This is a genomic window from Actinoplanes sp. NPDC051537 (assembly GCF_055586105.1).
The window spans coordinates 30,783-48,001 of sequence record NZ_JBVJIU010000015.1 but is presented as its reverse complement, the minus strand read 5'-3'; the positions used below and the strand labels follow the sequence as shown (position 1 = coordinate 48,001).

The 17,219-nt window shown below is 69.3% G+C and carries 18 protein-coding genes; 13 read left to right on the top strand and 5 right to left on the bottom strand.

Annotation, left to right across the window (positions count from 1 at the left end; all coding sequences use genetic code 11):
• The first annotated feature begins 251 nt into the window (after positions 1 to 251).
• Genes ACZ6TB_RS32775 through ACZ6TB_RS32730 form a run of 10 tightly spaced genes read left to right on the top strand, consistent with a single transcriptional unit; the run spans position 252 to position 9,214 of the window.
• On the top strand, positions 252 to 971 hold the full coding sequence (locus ACZ6TB_RS32775; protein WP_465561493.1) for an ABC transporter ATP-binding protein: 720 nt from the start codon (positions 252 to 254) through the stop codon (positions 969 to 971).
• On the top strand, positions 968 to 1,672 hold the full coding sequence (locus ACZ6TB_RS32770) for an ABC transporter ATP-binding protein (protein WP_465560949.1): 705 nt from the start codon (positions 968 to 970) through the stop codon (positions 1,670 to 1,672). The genes ACZ6TB_RS32775 and ACZ6TB_RS32770 overlap by 4 nt, the downstream gene beginning before the upstream one ends.
• 1 nt (position 1,673) lies before the next feature.
• A complete protein-coding gene (locus ACZ6TB_RS32765) occupies positions 1,674 to 2,552 on the top strand; it encodes a branched-chain amino acid ABC transporter permease (protein WP_465560947.1) in 879 nt (292 codons plus the stop codon).
• Entirely contained in the window at positions 2,549 to 3,565 is a 1,017-nt protein-coding gene (locus ACZ6TB_RS32760) for a branched-chain amino acid ABC transporter permease (RefSeq protein WP_465560945.1), read from the top strand. Before ACZ6TB_RS32765 ends, ACZ6TB_RS32760 begins: the two co-directional genes overlap by 4 nt.
• Positions 3,562 to 4,827, top strand: a complete 1,266-nt coding sequence (locus ACZ6TB_RS32755) for an ABC transporter substrate-binding protein (RefSeq protein ID WP_465560942.1) — start codon at positions 3,562 to 3,564, stop codon at positions 4,825 to 4,827. The genes ACZ6TB_RS32760 and ACZ6TB_RS32755 overlap by 4 nt, the downstream gene beginning before the upstream one ends.
• A 38-nt stretch (positions 4,828 to 4,865) precedes the next feature.
• A complete protein-coding gene (locus ACZ6TB_RS32750) occupies positions 4,866 to 5,609 on the top strand; it encodes an SDR family oxidoreductase (protein WP_465560939.1) in 744 nt (247 codons plus the stop codon).
• Positions 5,606 to 6,439: an SDR family oxidoreductase gene (locus tag ACZ6TB_RS32745; RefSeq protein WP_465560936.1), complete on the top strand. Its 834-nt coding sequence runs from the start codon at positions 5,606 to 5,608 to the stop codon at positions 6,437 to 6,439. The genes ACZ6TB_RS32750 and ACZ6TB_RS32745 overlap by 4 nt, the downstream gene beginning before the upstream one ends.
• Positions 6,439 to 7,431 carry a phosphotransferase family protein gene (locus ACZ6TB_RS32740; RefSeq protein WP_465561491.1) on the top strand — a complete coding sequence of 331 codons (993 nt, stop codon included), beginning with the start codon at positions 6,439 to 6,441 and terminating at the stop codon, positions 7,429 to 7,431. The genes ACZ6TB_RS32745 and ACZ6TB_RS32740 overlap by 1 nt, the downstream gene beginning before the upstream one ends.
• A complete protein-coding gene (locus ACZ6TB_RS32735) occupies positions 7,431 to 8,633 on the top strand; it encodes an acyl-CoA dehydrogenase family protein (RefSeq protein ID WP_465560933.1) in 1,203 nt (400 codons plus the stop codon). Before ACZ6TB_RS32740 ends, ACZ6TB_RS32735 begins: the two co-directional genes overlap by 1 nt.
• The gene (locus ACZ6TB_RS32730) at positions 8,630 to 9,214 is read left to right on the top strand and encodes a TetR/AcrR family transcriptional regulator (RefSeq protein ID WP_465560930.1); all 585 of its coding nucleotides are present in this window, start codon (positions 8,630 to 8,632) and stop codon (positions 9,212 to 9,214) included. Before ACZ6TB_RS32735 ends, ACZ6TB_RS32730 begins: the two co-directional genes overlap by 4 nt.
• A 638-nt stretch (positions 9,215 to 9,852) precedes the next feature.
• Here ACZ6TB_RS32730 and ACZ6TB_RS32725 read toward each other — a convergent pair.
• Genes ACZ6TB_RS32725 through ACZ6TB_RS32710 form a run of 4 tightly spaced genes read right to left on the bottom strand, consistent with a single transcriptional unit; the run spans position 9,853 to position 13,521 of the window.
• Positions 9,853 to 10,401 (bottom strand): DUF6886 family protein, encoded by a 549-nt coding sequence (locus ACZ6TB_RS32725; protein WP_465560928.1) that lies wholly within the window; start codon positions 10,399 to 10,401, stop codon positions 9,853 to 9,855.
• Positions 10,401 to 11,489, bottom strand: coding sequence for an alcohol dehydrogenase catalytic domain-containing protein (locus tag ACZ6TB_RS32720; protein WP_465560925.1), 1,089 nt, complete (start codon positions 11,487 to 11,489; stop codon positions 10,401 to 10,403). The genes ACZ6TB_RS32725 and ACZ6TB_RS32720 overlap by 1 nt, the downstream gene beginning before the upstream one ends.
• Positions 11,486 to 12,895 (bottom strand): aldehyde dehydrogenase family protein, encoded by a 1,410-nt coding sequence (locus tag ACZ6TB_RS32715; protein WP_465560923.1) that lies wholly within the window; start codon positions 12,893 to 12,895, stop codon positions 11,486 to 11,488. The genes ACZ6TB_RS32720 and ACZ6TB_RS32715 overlap by 4 nt, the downstream gene beginning before the upstream one ends.
• On the bottom strand, positions 12,892 to 13,521 hold the full coding sequence (locus tag ACZ6TB_RS32710; protein WP_465560920.1) for a TetR/AcrR family transcriptional regulator: 630 nt from the start codon (positions 13,519 to 13,521) through the stop codon (positions 12,892 to 12,894). Before ACZ6TB_RS32710 ends, ACZ6TB_RS32715 begins: the two co-directional genes overlap by 4 nt.
• 63 nt (positions 13,522 to 13,584) lie before the next feature.
• Between ACZ6TB_RS32710 and ACZ6TB_RS32705 the strand changes: the two genes are divergently transcribed.
• Both ACZ6TB_RS32705 and ACZ6TB_RS32700 read left to right on the top strand, forming a co-directional pair.
• Entirely contained in the window at positions 13,585 to 14,757 is a 1,173-nt protein-coding gene (locus ACZ6TB_RS32705) for an acyl-CoA dehydrogenase family protein (protein ID WP_465560918.1), read from the top strand.
• Positions 14,754 to 16,295, top strand: coding sequence for a long-chain-fatty-acid--CoA ligase (locus tag ACZ6TB_RS32700; RefSeq protein WP_465560915.1), 1,542 nt, complete (start codon positions 14,754 to 14,756; stop codon positions 16,293 to 16,295). Before ACZ6TB_RS32705 ends, ACZ6TB_RS32700 begins: the two co-directional genes overlap by 4 nt.
• Here the strand turns inward: ACZ6TB_RS32700 and ACZ6TB_RS32695 are convergent.
• Positions 16,275 to 16,706 carry a (deoxy)nucleoside triphosphate pyrophosphohydrolase gene (locus ACZ6TB_RS32695; RefSeq protein WP_465560912.1) on the bottom strand — a complete coding sequence of 144 codons (432 nt, stop codon included), beginning with the start codon at positions 16,704 to 16,706 and terminating at the stop codon, positions 16,275 to 16,277. The two genes, ACZ6TB_RS32700 and ACZ6TB_RS32695, sit on opposite strands and share 21 nt — an antisense overlap.
• Positions 16,707 to 16,888: 182 nt before the next feature.
• Between ACZ6TB_RS32695 and ACZ6TB_RS32690 the strand changes: the two genes are divergently transcribed.
• A complete protein-coding gene (locus ACZ6TB_RS32690; protein WP_465560909.1) occupies positions 16,889 to 17,212 on the top strand; it encodes a 4a-hydroxytetrahydrobiopterin dehydratase in 324 nt (107 codons plus the stop codon).
• Positions 17,213 to 17,219 lie beyond the last annotated feature (7 nt).

Below are 17,219 nucleotides of genomic sequence, written 5' to 3'. Positions count from 1 at the left end.
CGCGAGCGCCGGCCGGGGTGGCTTGGGCTGGGCGGATCGGCGGCGCCGGTGGTGGGTGCGGGCGGCCCGGAGAGGCCCCGGAGAGGCTCCGGAGCGGCGCCTGGGTGGCATCGATCGACGACTAAGGCTCGGTGAGGTAACGAGGCGGTAGCGAGCGGTTGACGCGGCGGCCCAGAAAGTTACACTCCAAGTGTAAAAAGTTGACCTTCACACCCTCCACTCAGGACGTCCGGCTGGTCCGTGAGGTGACTATGGCAACAGGCGATGACCAGGGGCTTTTTCTCCATCACATAACGGTTCGCTTTGGCGGGCTGCTTGCTCTCGACGATGTCTCGTTGCGGGTGGCGCCGGGGCGGGTGGTGGGGATCATCGGGCCCAATGGGGCTGGGAAGACGACGCTCTTCAATGCGATCTGTGGGTTTGTGGCGCCTCACTCGGGGGCCATCACGCTTGACGGGCGGCCGTTCAAGGCGCGGCCCCATCGGCTGAGCAAGCATGGCATTGCTCGGACGCTGCAAGGAGTTGGGCAGTTCGGCGGGATGACGGTGCTCGACAACGTTCTTGTCGGGCGGCGCGGCAAGACCTCGGACGGGAAGAACGAGCGCGACGCGGCCTATGCGGCGCTGGAACGGTGTGGGGTTGCGGACGTCGCTGAGGCGTACCCGGGGACGCTTCCGTACGCCAAGCGCAAGCGGGTCGAGTTGGCTCGGGCCCTGGTCGGCGAGCCGCGGATTCTCATGCTGGACGAGCCGGCCGGCGGGCTCGACGCCGAGGAGATCAGCTGGCTGGCCGATCTCATTCGCGGGGCGGGGACGACCGTGCTGCTCGTCGAGCATCACATGGACCTTGTCATGTCGGTGTGCGACGAGATTCTCGTGCTCGACTTCGGGAAGCCGATCGCGCTGGGCACGCCGGGGGAGATTCGCACCGATCCCAAGGTGGCCGAGGCCTATCTGGGGGCCGCCGCATGAGCATACTCCTGCAGGTCGAAGGGCTCACGGCGGGCTACGGCGCGGCGCCCGTGCTGCATGACGTCAGCCTCAATGTGGGCGAGGGACGCATCGTCGCCGTTCTGGGCGCCAACGGGGCCGGTAAGACGACGCTCCTGCGTACGCTCTCCGGATTGTTGTCGCCGGCCGCCGGCCGCATCGTTTTCGATGGGCTCGACCTGCGCGAAGTGAAGGTCGAGCGGATGGTCCGGCACGGCATCGCGCACGTGCCCGAGGGACGCGGCGTCGTCACCGAGCTGACCGTCGACGAGAACCTGCGGCTCGGCGGGCTCTGGCGGAAGAAGAAGCCCTCGCTCGACGGGATCTACGACCTGTTCCCGGCGATCGCGAACCGGAAGAGCCACCTCGGGCATCAGCTCTCCGGCGGCGAGCGGCAGATGCTCGCGATCGGGCGCGCCCTGGTCGCCGAGCCGCGGCTGCTGCTGCTCGACGAGCCGTCGCTGGGGCTGGCTCCGAAGATCACCGCGCAGATCATGGCGCTGCTGCGGGACCTGCGCGATCGTACGGGCCTCGCCGTCCTGCTGGTCGAGCAGAACGTGCGCAGCGCGCTGTCGATCGCCGACGAGGGCGTGGTCCTCAACCTCGGTCGCATCGCCGCCCGGCAGGACGCCGCCACGCTCGCCGACGACGCCGATCTCCGGCACGCCTACCTGGGGTTCTGACATGGACCGATTCCTGTACCTGACCTTCGACGGGCTCAGCCGCGGCGCCGTCTACGCGGCGTTCGCGCTGGCCCTGGTGCTGATCTGGCGGGCCGCGCGGATCGTGAACTTCGCGCAGGGCGCGATGGCGGTGGCGACCGCGTACGTCGGCTATTCCGTCACCGACGCGACCGGCTCCTATTGGCTCGGGTTCGTGGTCGCCATCGCGAGCGGTCTCGTGCTCGGCGCGGTGGTCGAGCGGGTGGTGATGCGCTTCGTCGACCATTCGTCCCCGCTCAACGGCGTGGTGGTGGCGCTCGGCCTCGTGCTGATCATCCAGGGCGTGCTCGGCATGATCTACGGCAACGAGTTCCGCCCGGCCGAGGCGCCGTTCAGCCGCGACGCGTTCCAGATCGGCGGCGTCGCGCTGCTGTCGCGCTACGACCTGTTCGTCTTCGCGGCGGTCGGCGCGGTGGTCGTCCTCCTCACGCTCCTCTTCACCCGTACGTCCACCGGCCTGCGCATGCGTGCCGCGGCTTTCGCGCCCGACGTCTCGCGCCTGCTCGGTGTGCCGGTGGGCGGCATGCTGACGCTCGGCTGGGCGCTCGCCGCCGCGGTCGGCTCACTGGCCGGGATGCTGGTCCTGCCCACCGAGCTCGGCCTGCATCCGAACGCGATGGACCTGCTGTTCATCTCCGCGTTCACGGCCGCGGTGCTGGGCGGCCTGGACAGCCCGGTCGGCGCGGTGGTCGGCGGTCTCGTGGTGGGGCTGCTCCTCACGTACGTGAGCGGCTACCTCGGCGCGACGGTCGCCCCCATGGCGGTGCTGATCCTGCTCGTGGTCGTGCTGCTGGGCCGTCCGGACGGGCTGTTCTCCAAGGCGAAAGCGAGGACCGCATGACGATCGTCGCCAAAAAGCCGATAAAAACGATAAATCGGGGCAAAGCACGAGCCAGCAACCTGGCGCCGTTACTGGTCGTCCTAGCGGGCGCGGCCGTGATCATCGCCGCGACCTACACGCTGCCCCCGTTTCGGAACTACCAGCTGGCGACGATCGGGGCCTACCTCTGCGTGACCGCGGGACTGACCGTCCTGACCGGACTCAACGGGCAGCTCAGCCTCGGCCACGGCGCCCTGATGGCAACCGGCGCGTACACGCTCGCCCTCTGGCAGAACAAGTTCAACCTGCTGGTGCCCGGCATCATCGCGGCGGTCGTCGTGACCACCGTGGTCGGGGCCGTGATCGGCCTGGCCGCCGCGCGACTCCGCGGCCCCTACCTGGCCGGCCTGACGCTGGGCGTGGCGGTGGTCGTCCCGAGCATCACGAGCACGTTCGACGGCACGTTCAACAGCGACCAGGGACTGAGCGTCCCGCTCGACCCGCCGCCCGGCGTGATCCCGGTCGAGCAGTGGCAGGCGTGGATCTGCTGGTCGGCCGCGCTGATCACGGTGCTGGTCCTCGCGTACCTCATCCGGGGTCGTTTCGGCCGCGACATGCGTGCGGTGCGGGATGACGAGACGGCCGCCAAGCTCGCCGGGATCTCCGTCGCGCGTACCCAGGTCATGGCCTTTGTGGTCTCCGCGGCCTGCGCCGGTCTCGCCGGCGCCCTCTTCGCCGTGCTCGCCCAAAGCGTCTCCCCCGGCGCCTTCCCGCTCACGCTCTCGCTGTTCCTGGTGATGGCCATCGTGATCGGCGGCCTGGGCCGGCTGTCGGGCGCGCTGATCGGCGCGCTGCTGCTGGTGGCGCTGCCCTCGGTCGCCCAGTCGATCGCCGAGGACGCGGGGTCGCAGAAGCTCGAGGGCAACCTCGCGCTCACCTTCTTCGGCGTCGTCCTCGTTCTCGTCATGCTCGCCGCCCCCGGCGGGCTTGCCTCTCTAAGAATTCCGCGCAGAAAGCAGAAAGGCCGCCAATGAAACGCACCGCGACCGTCCTCGCCGCGCTGCTGCTGGCCGCAGGCTGCAGCAACGGAAACAGCAATAGCAGTGGTGGAAGCAGCAGCAACACCCCGGGCGTGACCGACACCGAGATCCTGGTCGGCACGCATCAGCCGCTCACCGGCCCGGCCGCGGCCGGATATTCGTCGATCGCCCCGGCCACGAAGGCCTACTTCGACTACGTCAACGCGAACGGCGGCGTGAACGGCCGCAAGATCACATACAAGATCATGGACGACGGTTACAACCCGTCGAACACCCAGCAGGTCGTCCGCCAGCTCGTGCTGCAGGACAAGGTCTTCGCGATCCTCAACGGCCTCGGCACCCCGACGCACACCGGCGTGCTGGACTTCCTCAAGACCAACCGGGTGCCCGACCTCTTCGTCGCCAGCGGCAGCCGCAGCTGGAACCAGCCGGACAAGTACTCGGGCACGTTCGGGTTCAACCCCGACTACACGGTCGAGGGCAAGATCCTGGCCACGTACGTGAAGCAGACGTACCCCGGCAAGAAGGTCTGCTTCCTCGGTCAGGACGACGACTTCGGGCGGGACAGCCTGGCCGGCATCGAGAAGGTCCTCGGACCGGTCACGGCCAAGCAGAACTACGTGACCAGCAACCCCAACGTCGGACCGCAGATGGGCGCGCTCAAGGCGGCGGCCTGCGACGTCGTCATGCTGGCCAGCATCCCCGGCTTCACCGCGCTGTCGATCGGCACCGCCGCGAAGATCGGCTTCAAGCCGCAGTTCGTGGTGAGCAACGTCGGCTCCGACCCGACCACGCTGGCCAAGACGCTGGGCGCGGCGGCTCCGCTGCTCGAGGGCGTGGTGGCGGCCAACTACCTGCCGCTGGCGACCGACGACGCGAGCCCGTGGATCCAGCTCTACAAGAAGGTCAACTCCCAGTTCAACAACAACGCCACCTTCGACAACAACGTCGTGTACGGCATGTCGGTCGGCTACCTGTTCGTGCAGGCGCTTCAGAACGCGGGCAAGGATCTGACCCGGGACAAACTGGTCGCGGCGGTCGAGAAGGGTGGATTCACCGGTCCCGGACTGGTCCCGCTGCGATTCTCGGCGCAAGATCATTCGGGGTACGCGGGTGAGCAGCTCACCAAGCTGACCGGTGGTAAGGCGACGTACTTCGGGACGCCGTTCCAGACCGATGACGGTGACGGCGCCGTCACCGCATACTCGGGGGCGGCGGCCACGCCTCCCCAGAACGGCATTCCGGCGGCGCAGTAGCGTCAAGGTCGAAACTTTCTCAACGCAAAGGAGCGGCGATGGCGGACCAAGTGGCGATCGTGACCGGGGCCAGCAGGGGAATCGGCTTCGCCATCGCGCAACGCTTCGTTGCCGAGGGCTACCGGGTGGCCATCACCGGCCGCAACGCGGAGGCGCTCGAGCAGGCCGCACGCGACCTGGGCGGCCCCGAGGTGGCGATCGGCATCCCCGGCAAGGGCGACGACACCGACCACCGGGCCGCGGTGATCGACACCGTGCTCGGCCGGTTCGGCCCGATCACCACGCTGGTCAACAACATCGGGATCAACCCGGCGTACGGCCCGCTCTCGACGCTCGACCTCGGCGCCGCCCGCAAGATGATCGACGTGAACGTGCTCGGCACCCTCGGCTGGGTGCAGGAGGCGTTGCGCGGCGGTCTGTCCGAGGGCGGCGCCATCGTCAACATCTCGTCGGTCTCCGGCGTGCGCCCGGCGCCGGGGATCGCCTTCTACGGGGTGACCAAGGCCGCGCTGATCCACCTCACCGAGGAGCTGGCCGTCGAGCTGGCCCCGAAGGTGCGGGTCAACGCGGTCGCCCCGGCCGTGGTCAAGACCAAGTTCGCGACCGCGCTCTACGAGGGCCGCGAGGAGAAGGTGGCGGCGACGTACCCGCTCGGCCGGCTCGGCGTGCCCGAGGACGTGGCCGGCACGGTCGCGTTCCTCTGCGGGCCGGACGCGGCCTGGATCACCGGACAGACCGTCATCATCGACGGTGGGGTCACGCTGACCGGGTCCGTGCAGTGACGGCGGGACCGGCCGGCGCGGCGACCGCGGGCGGCCGCGAGGCCGCGGCCGGCACGCGACGGGTCGTCGTCACCGGCGCCGGCGGCGGAATCGGCGCGGCGCTCGCCCGCCGGTTCGCCGCCGACGGCGCGTCGGTGCTGGTCAGCGACCTCGACGGGGACGCGGCGGCGGCGGTGGCGAGCGAGATCGGCGGGCTGGCCGTGCCGGCCGACGCGGCGAGCGAGGACGACACCCGCCGGCTGATCGAGACGGCCTGGGCCGAGCTCGGCGGCGTCGACCTCTTCTGCTCGAACGCCGGCGTGCTGACGGCCGGTGACGAGAACACGCCGGACGCGGCCTGGACGCGGGACTTCGCGGTCAACGTGATGTCGCACGTCTACGTGACCCGGCACCTGCTGCCGCGGTGGCTGGACCAGGGCTCGCCCAAGCGGCTGGTCATGACGGTCAGCGCGGCGGGGCTGCTCTCGATCCTGGGCAGCGCCTCCTATGCGGTCACCAAGCACGGCGCGCTGGCTTACGCCGAGTGGCTGCGGGCGACGTACGCGCATCGGGGTTTGATCGTGCAGGCGCTCTGCCCGCAAGGAGTGCGCACCGACATGCTCACGCGCGGCGGTGAGCGCGGAAGCGCGAGCGCCACGATGCTGGCCGAGGGTGCGCTGGAGCCGGGCGAGGTGGCCGAGGTCGCCGCCAAGGCGATCGAGGGCGAGAGCTTCCTGATCCTGCCGCACCCCGAGGTCGCCGATTACTACAAGTTGCGGGCCGCGGACACCGATCGCTGGCTCGGCGGGATGAACAAGATCCAGCGGGCGTTCGAAGCGGGCGGCGCGTGATGAAGGGTCTCGATCTCGCGGCTCTGCGGACCTATCTCGGCTCGAAGTCCGAAATATCCGGGCAGATGTTTGCCGGCGGACGATCCAATTTGACGTACGCGATCACCGACGGTCAACAACGCTGGGTGCTGCGCCGTCCCCCGCTCGGGCACGTGCTGCCCACCGCTCACGACATGGCTCGGGAGCACAAGGTTCTCGAGGCCCTGTCGAAAGCCGGCTTCCCGGCGCCACGCCCGGTGCTGCTTTGTACCGACATTTCGGTCATCGGTGCGCCGTTTTATCTCATGGAACACGTCGACGGCCGGATTTATCGCGACGAAAAGGACCTGGAAGCGCTGGGCGGGCCGGCTCTTGGCGGGCTGATCATCGACCTCGTCGACACGCTCGCCGACCTGCACGCGCTGGACCCGGCGGCGATCGGGCTCGCGGACTTCGGCCGGGCCGAGGGCTTCAACGAGCGCCAGGTGCGGCGCTGGAAGAAGCAGCTCGACGCCTCCCGCAGCCGCGACGTGGCCGGGATCGACGAGCTGCACGCGCGGCTGGCCGTGGACATCCCGGCCGGCGGTCCGGGCTCGGTCGTGCACGGCGACTACCGGCTCGACAACGTGCTGATCGGCGACCGGTTGCAGATCAACGCGGTGCTCGACTGGGAGATGTCCACGCTCGGCGACCCGCTCAGCGATGTCGCGCTCATGCTGGTCTATGCCGGGTTGCCGCTGCAGGTCGCGGACGGCCGGGCGACCGTACCGCTGAATGTGCCCGGCCATCCCACCCTGCCGGAGATGACCGACCGTTACGCGTCGCGAAGCGGACGCGATGTGAGTGACCTGCACTGGTACGTGGCATTCGCCGCATTCAAGCTCGCCGTGATCCTCGAGGGCGTGCACTACCGATACGTTCAGGGCCAGACCGTCGGCGAGGGTTTCGAGTCGATCGGCAACCTGGTCGGCCCGCTGGTGATGCGTGGCCACGAGGCGCTGGAGGGTAACTGATGGAGTTCGGCTTCGACGCGACGACCGAGGACTACCGCAAGCGGCTGCTGTCCTTCATGGATTCTTTCGTCTACCCGGCCGAGCCGACGCTGGCCGAGCATGAGGGCTGGGGTCCGCCGGCGGTGCTGCCGGAGCTGCAGAAGGAGGCGCGGGCCGCCGGCCTGTGGAACCTCTTCCTGCCCGGCGAGCACGGCGCCGGGCTGACGAACCTCCAGTACGCGCCGCTGGCCGAGATCACCGGCCGGAGTCCGTCGCTGGCGCCGGCCGCGCTGAACTGCGCCGCGCCCGACACCGGGAACATGGAGGTGCTCTCCGAGTTCGGCTCCCCCGACCAGCAGCGCGAATGGCTCGCCCCGCTCCTGGCCGGCACGATCCGGTCGGCCTTCGCCATGACCGAGCCCGCGGTGGCTTCCTCCGACGCCACCAACATCGGCACCTTGATCGTCCGCGACGGCGACTCCTACGTCATCAACGGGCACAAGTTCTACATTTCGGGCGCGATGAACCCGGACTGCAAGATCTTCATCGTGATGGGCAAGACCGATCCGACGGCCGCCCGCCACGTGCAGCAGAGCATGATCCTGGTGCCGCGGGACACGCCCGGTGTGCGGGTCGAGCGGGGCATGCGGGTCTTCGGCTACACCGACGGGGACCACGGCGGGCATGCGGAGGTCTTCTTCGAGGACGTACGCGTGCCGTTGAGTGCGCTGATCGGCTCGCCCGGGAGCGGGTTCGCCATCTCGCAGGCCCGTCTCGGCCCCGGACGCATCCACCACTGCATGCGGCTGATCGGCATGGGTGAGCGCGCCCTCGAGCTGATGTGCACGCGGGCGCTGGCCCGCACCCCGTTCGGCAAGCCGCTGGCCGAGCAGGGCGTGGTGCAGGACTGGATCGCCGAGTCCCGGGTGCGCATCGAGCAGGCGCGCCTGCTGGTGCTGAAGGCCGCGTGGCTGATGGACACGGTCGGCAACAAGGGCGCGCACACCGAGATCCAGGCCATCAAGATCACGGTCCCGTCCACGGTCGAATGGATCATTGACAAGGCGATCCAGACGTACGGGGCGGCCGGCGTCGGCCAGGACACGCCGCTGGCCGGGCTGTGGGCCCACGCGCGCACCCTGCGTCTCGCCGACGGCCCGGACGAGGTGCACAAACGCTCGCTGGCCCGGCGGGAGCTGAACCGCTACCGGAGTGACCGGTGACCGCTTCCACCCCGCGCGTCGACGGCCGCACGGCCCGCTCGGAGCGCACCCGAAACGCCATCGTCGACGCCCACTTGCAGCTCATCCGCGAGGGCGACCTGCGCCCGACGGCCGAGAAGATAGCCAAGCAGGCGGGCGTCTCGCTGCGCGCCTTGTGGAGCCATTTCGCCGACATGGAGGCGTTGTTCGCCGCGAGCGGCGAGCGCGTCCTCGAGCTCCGCGACGCCGGTTACCGGCCGATCTCGGCCAAGCTCGCGTTGCCGGAGCGAATAGACGCCTACGCCAAGCAGCGAGCGCGCATGTTGGAGCAGATAGCCCCGAACGCCAAGGCGTCGGCGGTGAAGGAGCCGTTCTCGGAGACGTTGCAGAAGTATCGCCGCTTGCACGTGGCCCGCGTGCGGGATGAGTTGGCCGCGCTGTTCGCCGCCGAGATCGCCGACAACGACGAACTGCTGAACGCGCTGACGGCCGTAAGCATGTGGCCAACATGGTCAACCTGGCGCGAGGCGATGAACATGTCGGTGGCGGCCTCCAGGGCGACGCTGGCCCGCACCATCACGGCTCTGCTGCATACGACCTGAGCCCGCGGCGCTCGGTCTCTATTCGGACGAGGGGCGGCCTTCTTGCTTCTGGGCCGCCCTCCATGCGAGCCAATGAAGCAGCTGATCTCGCTGCCATGCCGGAGCTCCGTCGAGTCTGTCGAGGGCTGACAGGCCAACATCCAGCCGAGCAAAGTCCATCTCCTGAACCACTTGCCCTCTCGGCGCCGGCATGTTGGCTACACCGACGACAAGACAGATCCAACATGGCTCCGGAGACGGCTCCGGCAGGTATGGCAGCAAGAAGTAGTGCCAACCGGCCCGGATCTCAAGACCTCTTGCGCGGCGGCTGTAACCCCTGGCGTTCGCGATTCCCGCAAGCTTCGAAAGGCCCTCGGGCGAGATCAGCTTCGCGACTTGCGGAACAGGCCAGCCCCAGTGTGAGACCACCGTCTTTCGCCGCCGAACATTCCACATTCTCAAATCCAACCGTCCCGCCCGCGAACGAGTAGTGCCGGGGTGCAGGTCAGAGCCGCCGTGCTGTTGGTGTGGCGCGGTTCGTCGATCATCGCTCTTGAACGAATCCACTCTCGGGGCTCAGGGTCCAGTCGCCCAGGTGGGCCGGCTCGTCCGGTCGCCCGCCGCACGCAGACCGTCCACCGCCGTCTTCCCGAAAGACGTCAAGCTGAGGGGCGGGGTCGCGCGTTCCGCAAGCGGATGCCGCTACAGCCGACAGTGCTCTCGATGACCTCGTCCCAGAACGGCCACAGATTCGGCAGCAACCGCAGCTGGATGCCCGCCTCGGCGTGCGCGTCGATGAGGCTGCCGACCGGCGACGGCGGCGCCAGCGGCTCGACTCGTGTCGTCGCCACCAAAGCGTGCGGCTCGGCACCCGGCGATGACACGTGGTGGAACGCCTTGTCGGCGAAACGGTAGGCGTACAGCTTCGTCGTGCGCATGGCGTCCAGCCAGCCGAATTCGATGGCGTGGACCCGGGAACCGCAACCGGCGCCGACAATGCGGTCTCGGTCGGCGTCCGTGGTGCCCTCGCGGACCCAGGCCATCGCGCGCGGGCATTGGCGGGGGAACCAATAGCTGGGTGCATTGCGAAAATCGACGGCCCAGACGTACGGCGTGTCCAGCCCCGAAGTCGGAGCGACATGCGGTTCGAAGACCGTCAGGTTCGGGTCCTCGGAGAAATGCAGCACCTCGCCCGGCGCCGGTCGCATCAGAGCTGGACCACCGAGCGCGCGCCCTCGCCGCGGGCCATGCGGTCGAACGCCTCGGGCACGTCGGCCAGCGTGATGGGGTCGGAGATCAGGTGGTCGACCGAGAGGGCGCCGGACAGCACGTCGGCGGCCAGGCGCGGCACCTCGACGTCGAAGTCGGCGGCGCCGTAGACGGAGGAGCGCAGCGTGCGGGCCGACGAGAAGATGTCCAATGCGGACAGCTGCACCAGGTCGTCGTTGCTGCCCATGCCCACCACCGTGACCTGGCCGCCGCGGCGGGTGGCCCGCCAGGCCGCCCGGATCGTCACCGCGCGCCCGACACACTCGATCGCGTGGTCGGCGCCGCGGCCCGACGTGCGCACCCGGACCTCCTTGGAGAGCGCGTCCGACGAGACCACGAAATCGGTGGCGCCGGCCGCCTCGGCCAGCTCCTTCTTCGACTCGGTGACGTCGACGGCGATCACGTCCGAGGCGCCGGCCGCGCGGGCCGCCGCCACCACCGACAGGCCGACGCCGCCGAGGCCGATCACCACGACCGACTCGCCCGCGGCCACCCGGGCCGTGTTCCGCACGGCGCCGGTCGCGGTCAGCACGCCGCAGCCGAGCAGCGCGGCCCGGTCGAAGCCGAGCGACTGCGGCACCCGGATCACCGCGTTCTCGGGGGCGACCACCTCGGTGGCGAACGCGCCCAGGCCCAGCGCCACGTGCACCGGCGCGCCGTCGAGCGTGATGCCGTTCTCCAGGGCCGCGACGCCGGACGAGGTCGAGCACAGCCACGGCTCGCCGTTCGCGCAGAACCAGCACCGCCGGCACGGCGGCTGCCAGTTGAGCACCACGTGGTCGCCGACGGCCGCGCGGGTCACGTGCTCGCCCGCCTCGACCACCTCGCCGGCCGCCTCGTGCCCGAGGACCAGCGGGTACGGGGCGCGGATCGTCCCGTTCACCATGGACAGGTCGGAGTGGCACACCCCGGCCGCCCGCACCCGGACCCGCACCTGGCCCGGACCGATCTCGGGCAGCCGCAGCTCGGCCACCTCAGGACGGGCGCCGGCCGAGCGCACCGTCACCCCGTTGAAGTAAGTGGTCATCTCTGAATCGCCTTCACCTGACGGAACTCGTCCAGACCGTACTCGCCCAACTCGCGTCCCACACCGGACTGCTTGTAGCCGCCGAACGGCGCGAACGGGTTGAACGCGCCGCCGTTGACGTCGACGGCGCCGGTCCGCATCCGCCGGGCCACCGCGAGCGCCCGCTCCGGCGAGCCCCAGACGCCGCCGGCCAGCCCGTACCGCGAGTTGTTCGCGATCGCCACCGCCTCGTCGTCGTCGGCGAACGGAATGATCGACAGCACCGGCCCGAAGATCTCCTCCTGGGCCAGCTCGCTTCCCGGGTCGACGTCGGCGAAGACGGTCGGCGCCACGAAATGTCCGGCGGGCGGCACCACAGCGTCCAGACCGCCGGCCACGAGTCGCGCCGACGAACGCTCGATGAAGCCGCGCACCCGCTCACGCTGGGCGCCCGACACCAGCGGCCCGAGCCGGGTGCTCTCGTCGAAGGGGTCGCCGACCGTGTAACCGGAGGCCGTCTTGGCCGCCAGCGCGACCGCCTCGTCGTAGTGCGAGCGGTGCACCAGCATCCGGGTCCAGGCCGTGCAGGTCTGCCCCGAGTTGAGGAACGCGTTGCCCACGCCCACCTTCACCGCCTTGGTCAGGTCGGCGTCCTCGAGGATGACGTTGGCCGACTTGCCGCCCAGCTCGAGCGCCACCTTGGCGATCCGGTCGGCGGCCGCGTGCGAGATCGCCCGGCCGGTCGCGGTCGACCCGGTGAACGAGACCATGTCGACGCCCGGGTGGCCGGCGATGGCCGCGCCCACGACCGGGCCGGTGCCGGTGACCATGTTGAGAACTCCGGCCGGCACGCCGGCCTCCAGGGCCGCGTCCATCAGGAGGTACGCCACCAGCGGCGTCAGCTCGCTCGGCTTCAGCACCACGGTGCAGCCCGCCGCCAGCGAGGCCGCCACCTTGGCCACGACCTGGTGCAGCGGATAGTTCCACGGGGTGATCGCACCGACAATTCCCACCGGTTCGCGCTCAATCAGGGAGTTTCCGATTTGCTCACCAGCTGGGCCGCGGGCGGCCAGGTCCGCGTACCCCCGAAGGACCGCAAGCGGAAGTCCGGCCTGGACCGCTTTCGCCACCTTGACCGGCGTGCCCAGCTCGAGCCCCACGGTCTTCGCGATGTCGCCCGCCCGGGCGGCCAGCGCCGTGTGCAGCCGATCGAGCACCGCCCCACGCTCGGCCATCGGCGTCGCCGCCCAGCCGTCGAACGCCGCGGTAGCCGCCGCAACCGCGCGGTCGACGTCGGCCGCCGTGCCCGCCGGAACGTGCGCGATCACTTCCTCGGTGGCCGGGTTCTCGACCGCGATCGAGGACGACGACGAGGACGGAACCCACTCTCCCCCGATGAACAGGTGGGGACGGTCAAGCGAGGTCATCGGCTGCTCCCAATCTCGTGCTGGGCCTTGAGGCCGCTGATCATCAGGTCGAGGCCGAGCTCGAAGGCGCCTTCGTCCACGGCTTCATGATGCGCCGCCAGCAGCGGCGCGCGATGCAGATGCGGGTACTGGTCGTAGAGGGCGGGATCGATGTCGAAGCCCAGCGCGAACGAGCCGAGCGCCGAGCCGGTCACCAGGTAACGCATGAGCGCGCCGATGTGCGTGGCCCGGGCCGGCGGCCACCCGGCCTCGACCAGCGCGCCGAAGACCGCCTCGGCCATCGCCAGCGCGGCCGGGCGACGCCCCGGGCCGGACGCGAGCACGGGCACGATGTTCGGGTGCGCGGCCAGCGCAGCATGGTACGACTTCGCCCAGGCCCGCAACGCCTCGTGCCACGCGAGCCGGCGAAAGACGGAGACGTCGACCTGCTCGACCACCGCGTCGGCGACCGCGTCGACAATTTCCGCTTTTGTCGGAAAATGGTTGTAGAGCGATGGCCCCTGGACACCCAGCTCGGTGGCGAGCCGGCGCATCGACAACGCTTCCAAGCCTTCGGCATCGATGAGCGCCCCCGCCGCGGCGACAATCCGCTCGCGGGTCAGCAACGCTTGCTTGGGTCGGGCCATCACAACAGACTCCCAGGATTCAGCACTGGACGCGCAAAAACTTACACCGCTAGTTTAAGCGACATGGACTTCTCGCTCTCCGACGAAGAACGTGCGATTCGCGACACCGCCCGCCAGTTCATCACCAAAGAGGTCATGCCGCTCGAGCAGGAGGCGCTGCTCCGCGAGCGCCGCCACCAGCCCGGCCTGGAGCTCAGCGAGCTGCGCGAGCTTCAGCAGAAGGCCAAGAAGTTCGGCTTCTGGGGCCTGTCCACCCCGGAGGAGTTCGGCGGGATGGACCTGCCGGCCATCCTCCAGTCGCTGATCTGGACCGAGGTGGGCCGCACCTTCGTGCAGTTCAAGTTCGGCGGCGAGGCCGACAACATCCTCTATTTCGCCAACGAGGCCCAGCGGGCGGAGTTCCTGCTGCCGACGATCGAGGGCGACCGCATCTCCTGCTTCGCGATCACCGAGCCGGGCGCCGGCTCCGACGCCGCGAACATCAAGTTGCGGGCCGTGCGCGACGGCGACGACTGGGTGCTCAACGGCGAGAAGACGTTCATCACGAACGGGAACGACGCCGACTTCGCCATCGTGGTGGCGGTGACCGACCCGGACAAGCGGGCCAGCAACGGCGGCGCCACGGCCTTCCTGGTCGACCGCTCGATGGGCTGGCGCTCCGAGTTCATCCAGACCATGGGCGAGGGCGGTCCGGCATCGCTCATTTTCGATGACGTACGCGTACCGCACCGCAACATCCTCGGCGAGATCGGTCAGGGCTTCGAGCTCGGCATGAAGTGGATCGGCAAGGGTCGCTACCTGATCCCCTCGAACGCGCTGGGCATCGCCGAACGGGCCCTGGGCATGGCGGTCGAGTACGCGAACACGCGCCAGACGTTCGGGTCGCTTATCGGGACGAATCAGGCGATCCAGTGGATGCTCGCCGACTCCGAAGTGGAGCTGGAGGCGGCCCGCTGGCTGATCCTCCGGGCCGCCTGGACCGTTGACCAAGGCTGGGACCCGAGGCACTCTTCGTCAATGGCGAAGCTGTACGGGGCCGGCATGGTCAACCGGGTCGTGGACCGGGTGATGCAGATCCATGGCGGCATGGGCTACACCCGTGAGCTGCCGATCGAGCGGTGGTACCGCCAGGTTCGCCTGATGCGCATCTACGAGGGCACCGACGAGATGCAGCGCCTGATCATCTCCCGCGACCTGCTCCGGGGGTACACCAAGATCGGAGGGCACCTGGCATGACGCAACTGTCGCTGGCCACCGTCCTGGCCGAGGCGGCCCGGAAACATCCCGACAAGCTGGCGGTGATCGACAGCGCGACCACCGAGCGGATCACCTACCGCGATCTCTGGAAGCAGACTCTCGCGTACGCCGCCGGCCTGCGCGAGCTCGGGATCGGCCCCGGCGACACCGTCGCCATCCAGATCCCCAACCTGGCCGACTTCCCCCGCGTCTACTACGCCGTCCTCTCGGTCGGCGCCACGATCGTCCCGATGCACCTGCTGCTGACCGCGCAGGAGAACGCGTACGTGCTCTCCGACAGCGGGGCCAAGCTGCTGGTCGCGCACTCCAGCCAGCTCGCCAACGCGATCGAGGCATCCAAGATCGCCGGAGTCCCGGCGGTGTCGGTCGGTCCCGCCGTCGAGGGCGTCCGCCGCCTCGAGGACGCGGCCGCCGCGGTGCCCCCGCTGCGCACCTACGTCTCGCGCGAGGCCGAGGACACGGCGGTGGTCTTCTACACCAGCGGCACGACCGGGAAGCCCAAGGGCGCCCTGCTCACCCACCTCAACCTCGTGATGAACACGATGGTCAACGTCTTCGACATCCACGACCTGCGCGACGACGACGTGGTGATGGGCTGCCTGCCGCTGTTCCACACGTTCGGCCAGACGGTGGGCATGAACGGCACGTTCCGCCTCGGCGGCACGATCGTGCTGCTGGCCCGGTTCACCGGCGAGACCGCGATCAACCTGATGGTCAAGGAGAACGTGACCATCTTCCACGGCGTGCCGACCATGTACATCGGGCTGCTCGAGGCGGCGCCGAAGGCCGACCGGCTGCCGGAGCTGCGGCTCTGCGTCTCGGGCGGCGCCTCGCTGCCGGTGGCCGTGCTGGAGAAGTTCAGCGAGACGTTCCACGCGACCGTCTTCGAGGGCTACGGCCTCTCCGAGACGTCGCCGACCGCGACCACCAACCAGCCCGCGTTCGGGGTGAAGGCCGGCACGGTCGGCCACCCGATCTGGGGCGTCGAGGTGGAGATCGCCCGGCCGGAGATCGACGAGCGGATCGAGTTCATGGAGAACGGCGAGCTCGGCGAGATCATCATTCGCGGGCACAACGTGTTCTCGGCCTACCTCAACAACCCGGAGGCGACCGCGCAGGCCGTGGTCGACGGCTGGTTCCGCACCGGCGACCTCGGCACCAAGGACGACGACGGCTTCATCACGATCGTCGACCGCAAGAAGGACCTGGTGATCCGGGGCGGCTTCAACGTCTATCCGCGCGAGGTCGAGGAGGCGCTGGCCCGGCATCCGGCCGTGCAGCAGGTCGCGGTCATCGGGGTGCCCGACCCGGTCTTCGGCGAGGAGATCTGCGCGGTGGTCGTGGCCGACCCCGGCGGGATCACCGCCGAGGAGCTCATCGAGTGGTCGCGGGAGAAGCTCGGCAAGCACAAGTACCCACGTCAGGTGCGCTTCGCGGAGACGCTGCCGCTCGGGCCGAGCATGAAGGTGCTCAAGCGGGAGCTGCGGAAGACGTACTCAGAGGTCCCCGGCGAGTAGCGGCGGCAGGGCGGCGACGATCGGCTTGTCCGCGGGCAGCCAGCGCACACTGTCCAGCTCGTCGGTGGACAGCCAGCGCATGGCGGTGTGCTCGAGGGCCTTGGGCGTGTCGCCGTCCAGCAGCCGCACGGCGAAGACGCGGAGCACGGCCCGGCCGTGGGCGAGCGAGACGTCGGGGCCGATGCGGTCGCCGACCTCGACCCGCACGCCGAGCTCCTCGAGGCACTCCCGGGCGAGCGCCTGCTCGTCGGTCTCGCCCGGCTCGACCTTGCCGCCCGGGAACTCCCAGCGGCCGGCCACCTCGGGCGGCGCCGAGCGCTCGCACGCGAGCACGCGACCCTCGGTGATGATGGCCGCCCCGACGATTACCCTCCGTGATTTCACGGCGTTGACGTGCTGTTCCCCCGGCATGAGATCAGAGCTTCCCATAAAAAGTCACCGTTCAGGTTGCCCGAGCCGTCCCGATCGTCACGCAAACACGTATATGTGGGCGTGGACATGCTTGTCCCAGAAGACAAGACTGTGGGCACCGACCATGACGACACGGCGACAGTTTGGCCACAAGCCGGCAACGACGCCTAGGGGGTGCGGCGATGCGGGCCAGAAGACGGCGGGGGAACGGCTCCGACTATCTGACGGACGCACTTGCTCTGCTGAGCGGTTGGACGCGGGACGGCGTTCAGCTCAAGCGCGAGCTGGCATGCGACGAGAGTCAGCATGCCGCATTGACGGAACGAATCAAGGTGGCGGCGGACACACTGCACATAAGGCCAAGTATCCGGCGACTCGACGGTCACACTCAGATCTGTTTGGGCGCCCGAGACGGCGACGCCATCACGGACGGTGAGGTCACCCTGGCCGCCCGGATCGAGGATTTCTATCGGACCGTGGTCGGGGCGACGCAGACCACGCCATAGAGCCGAC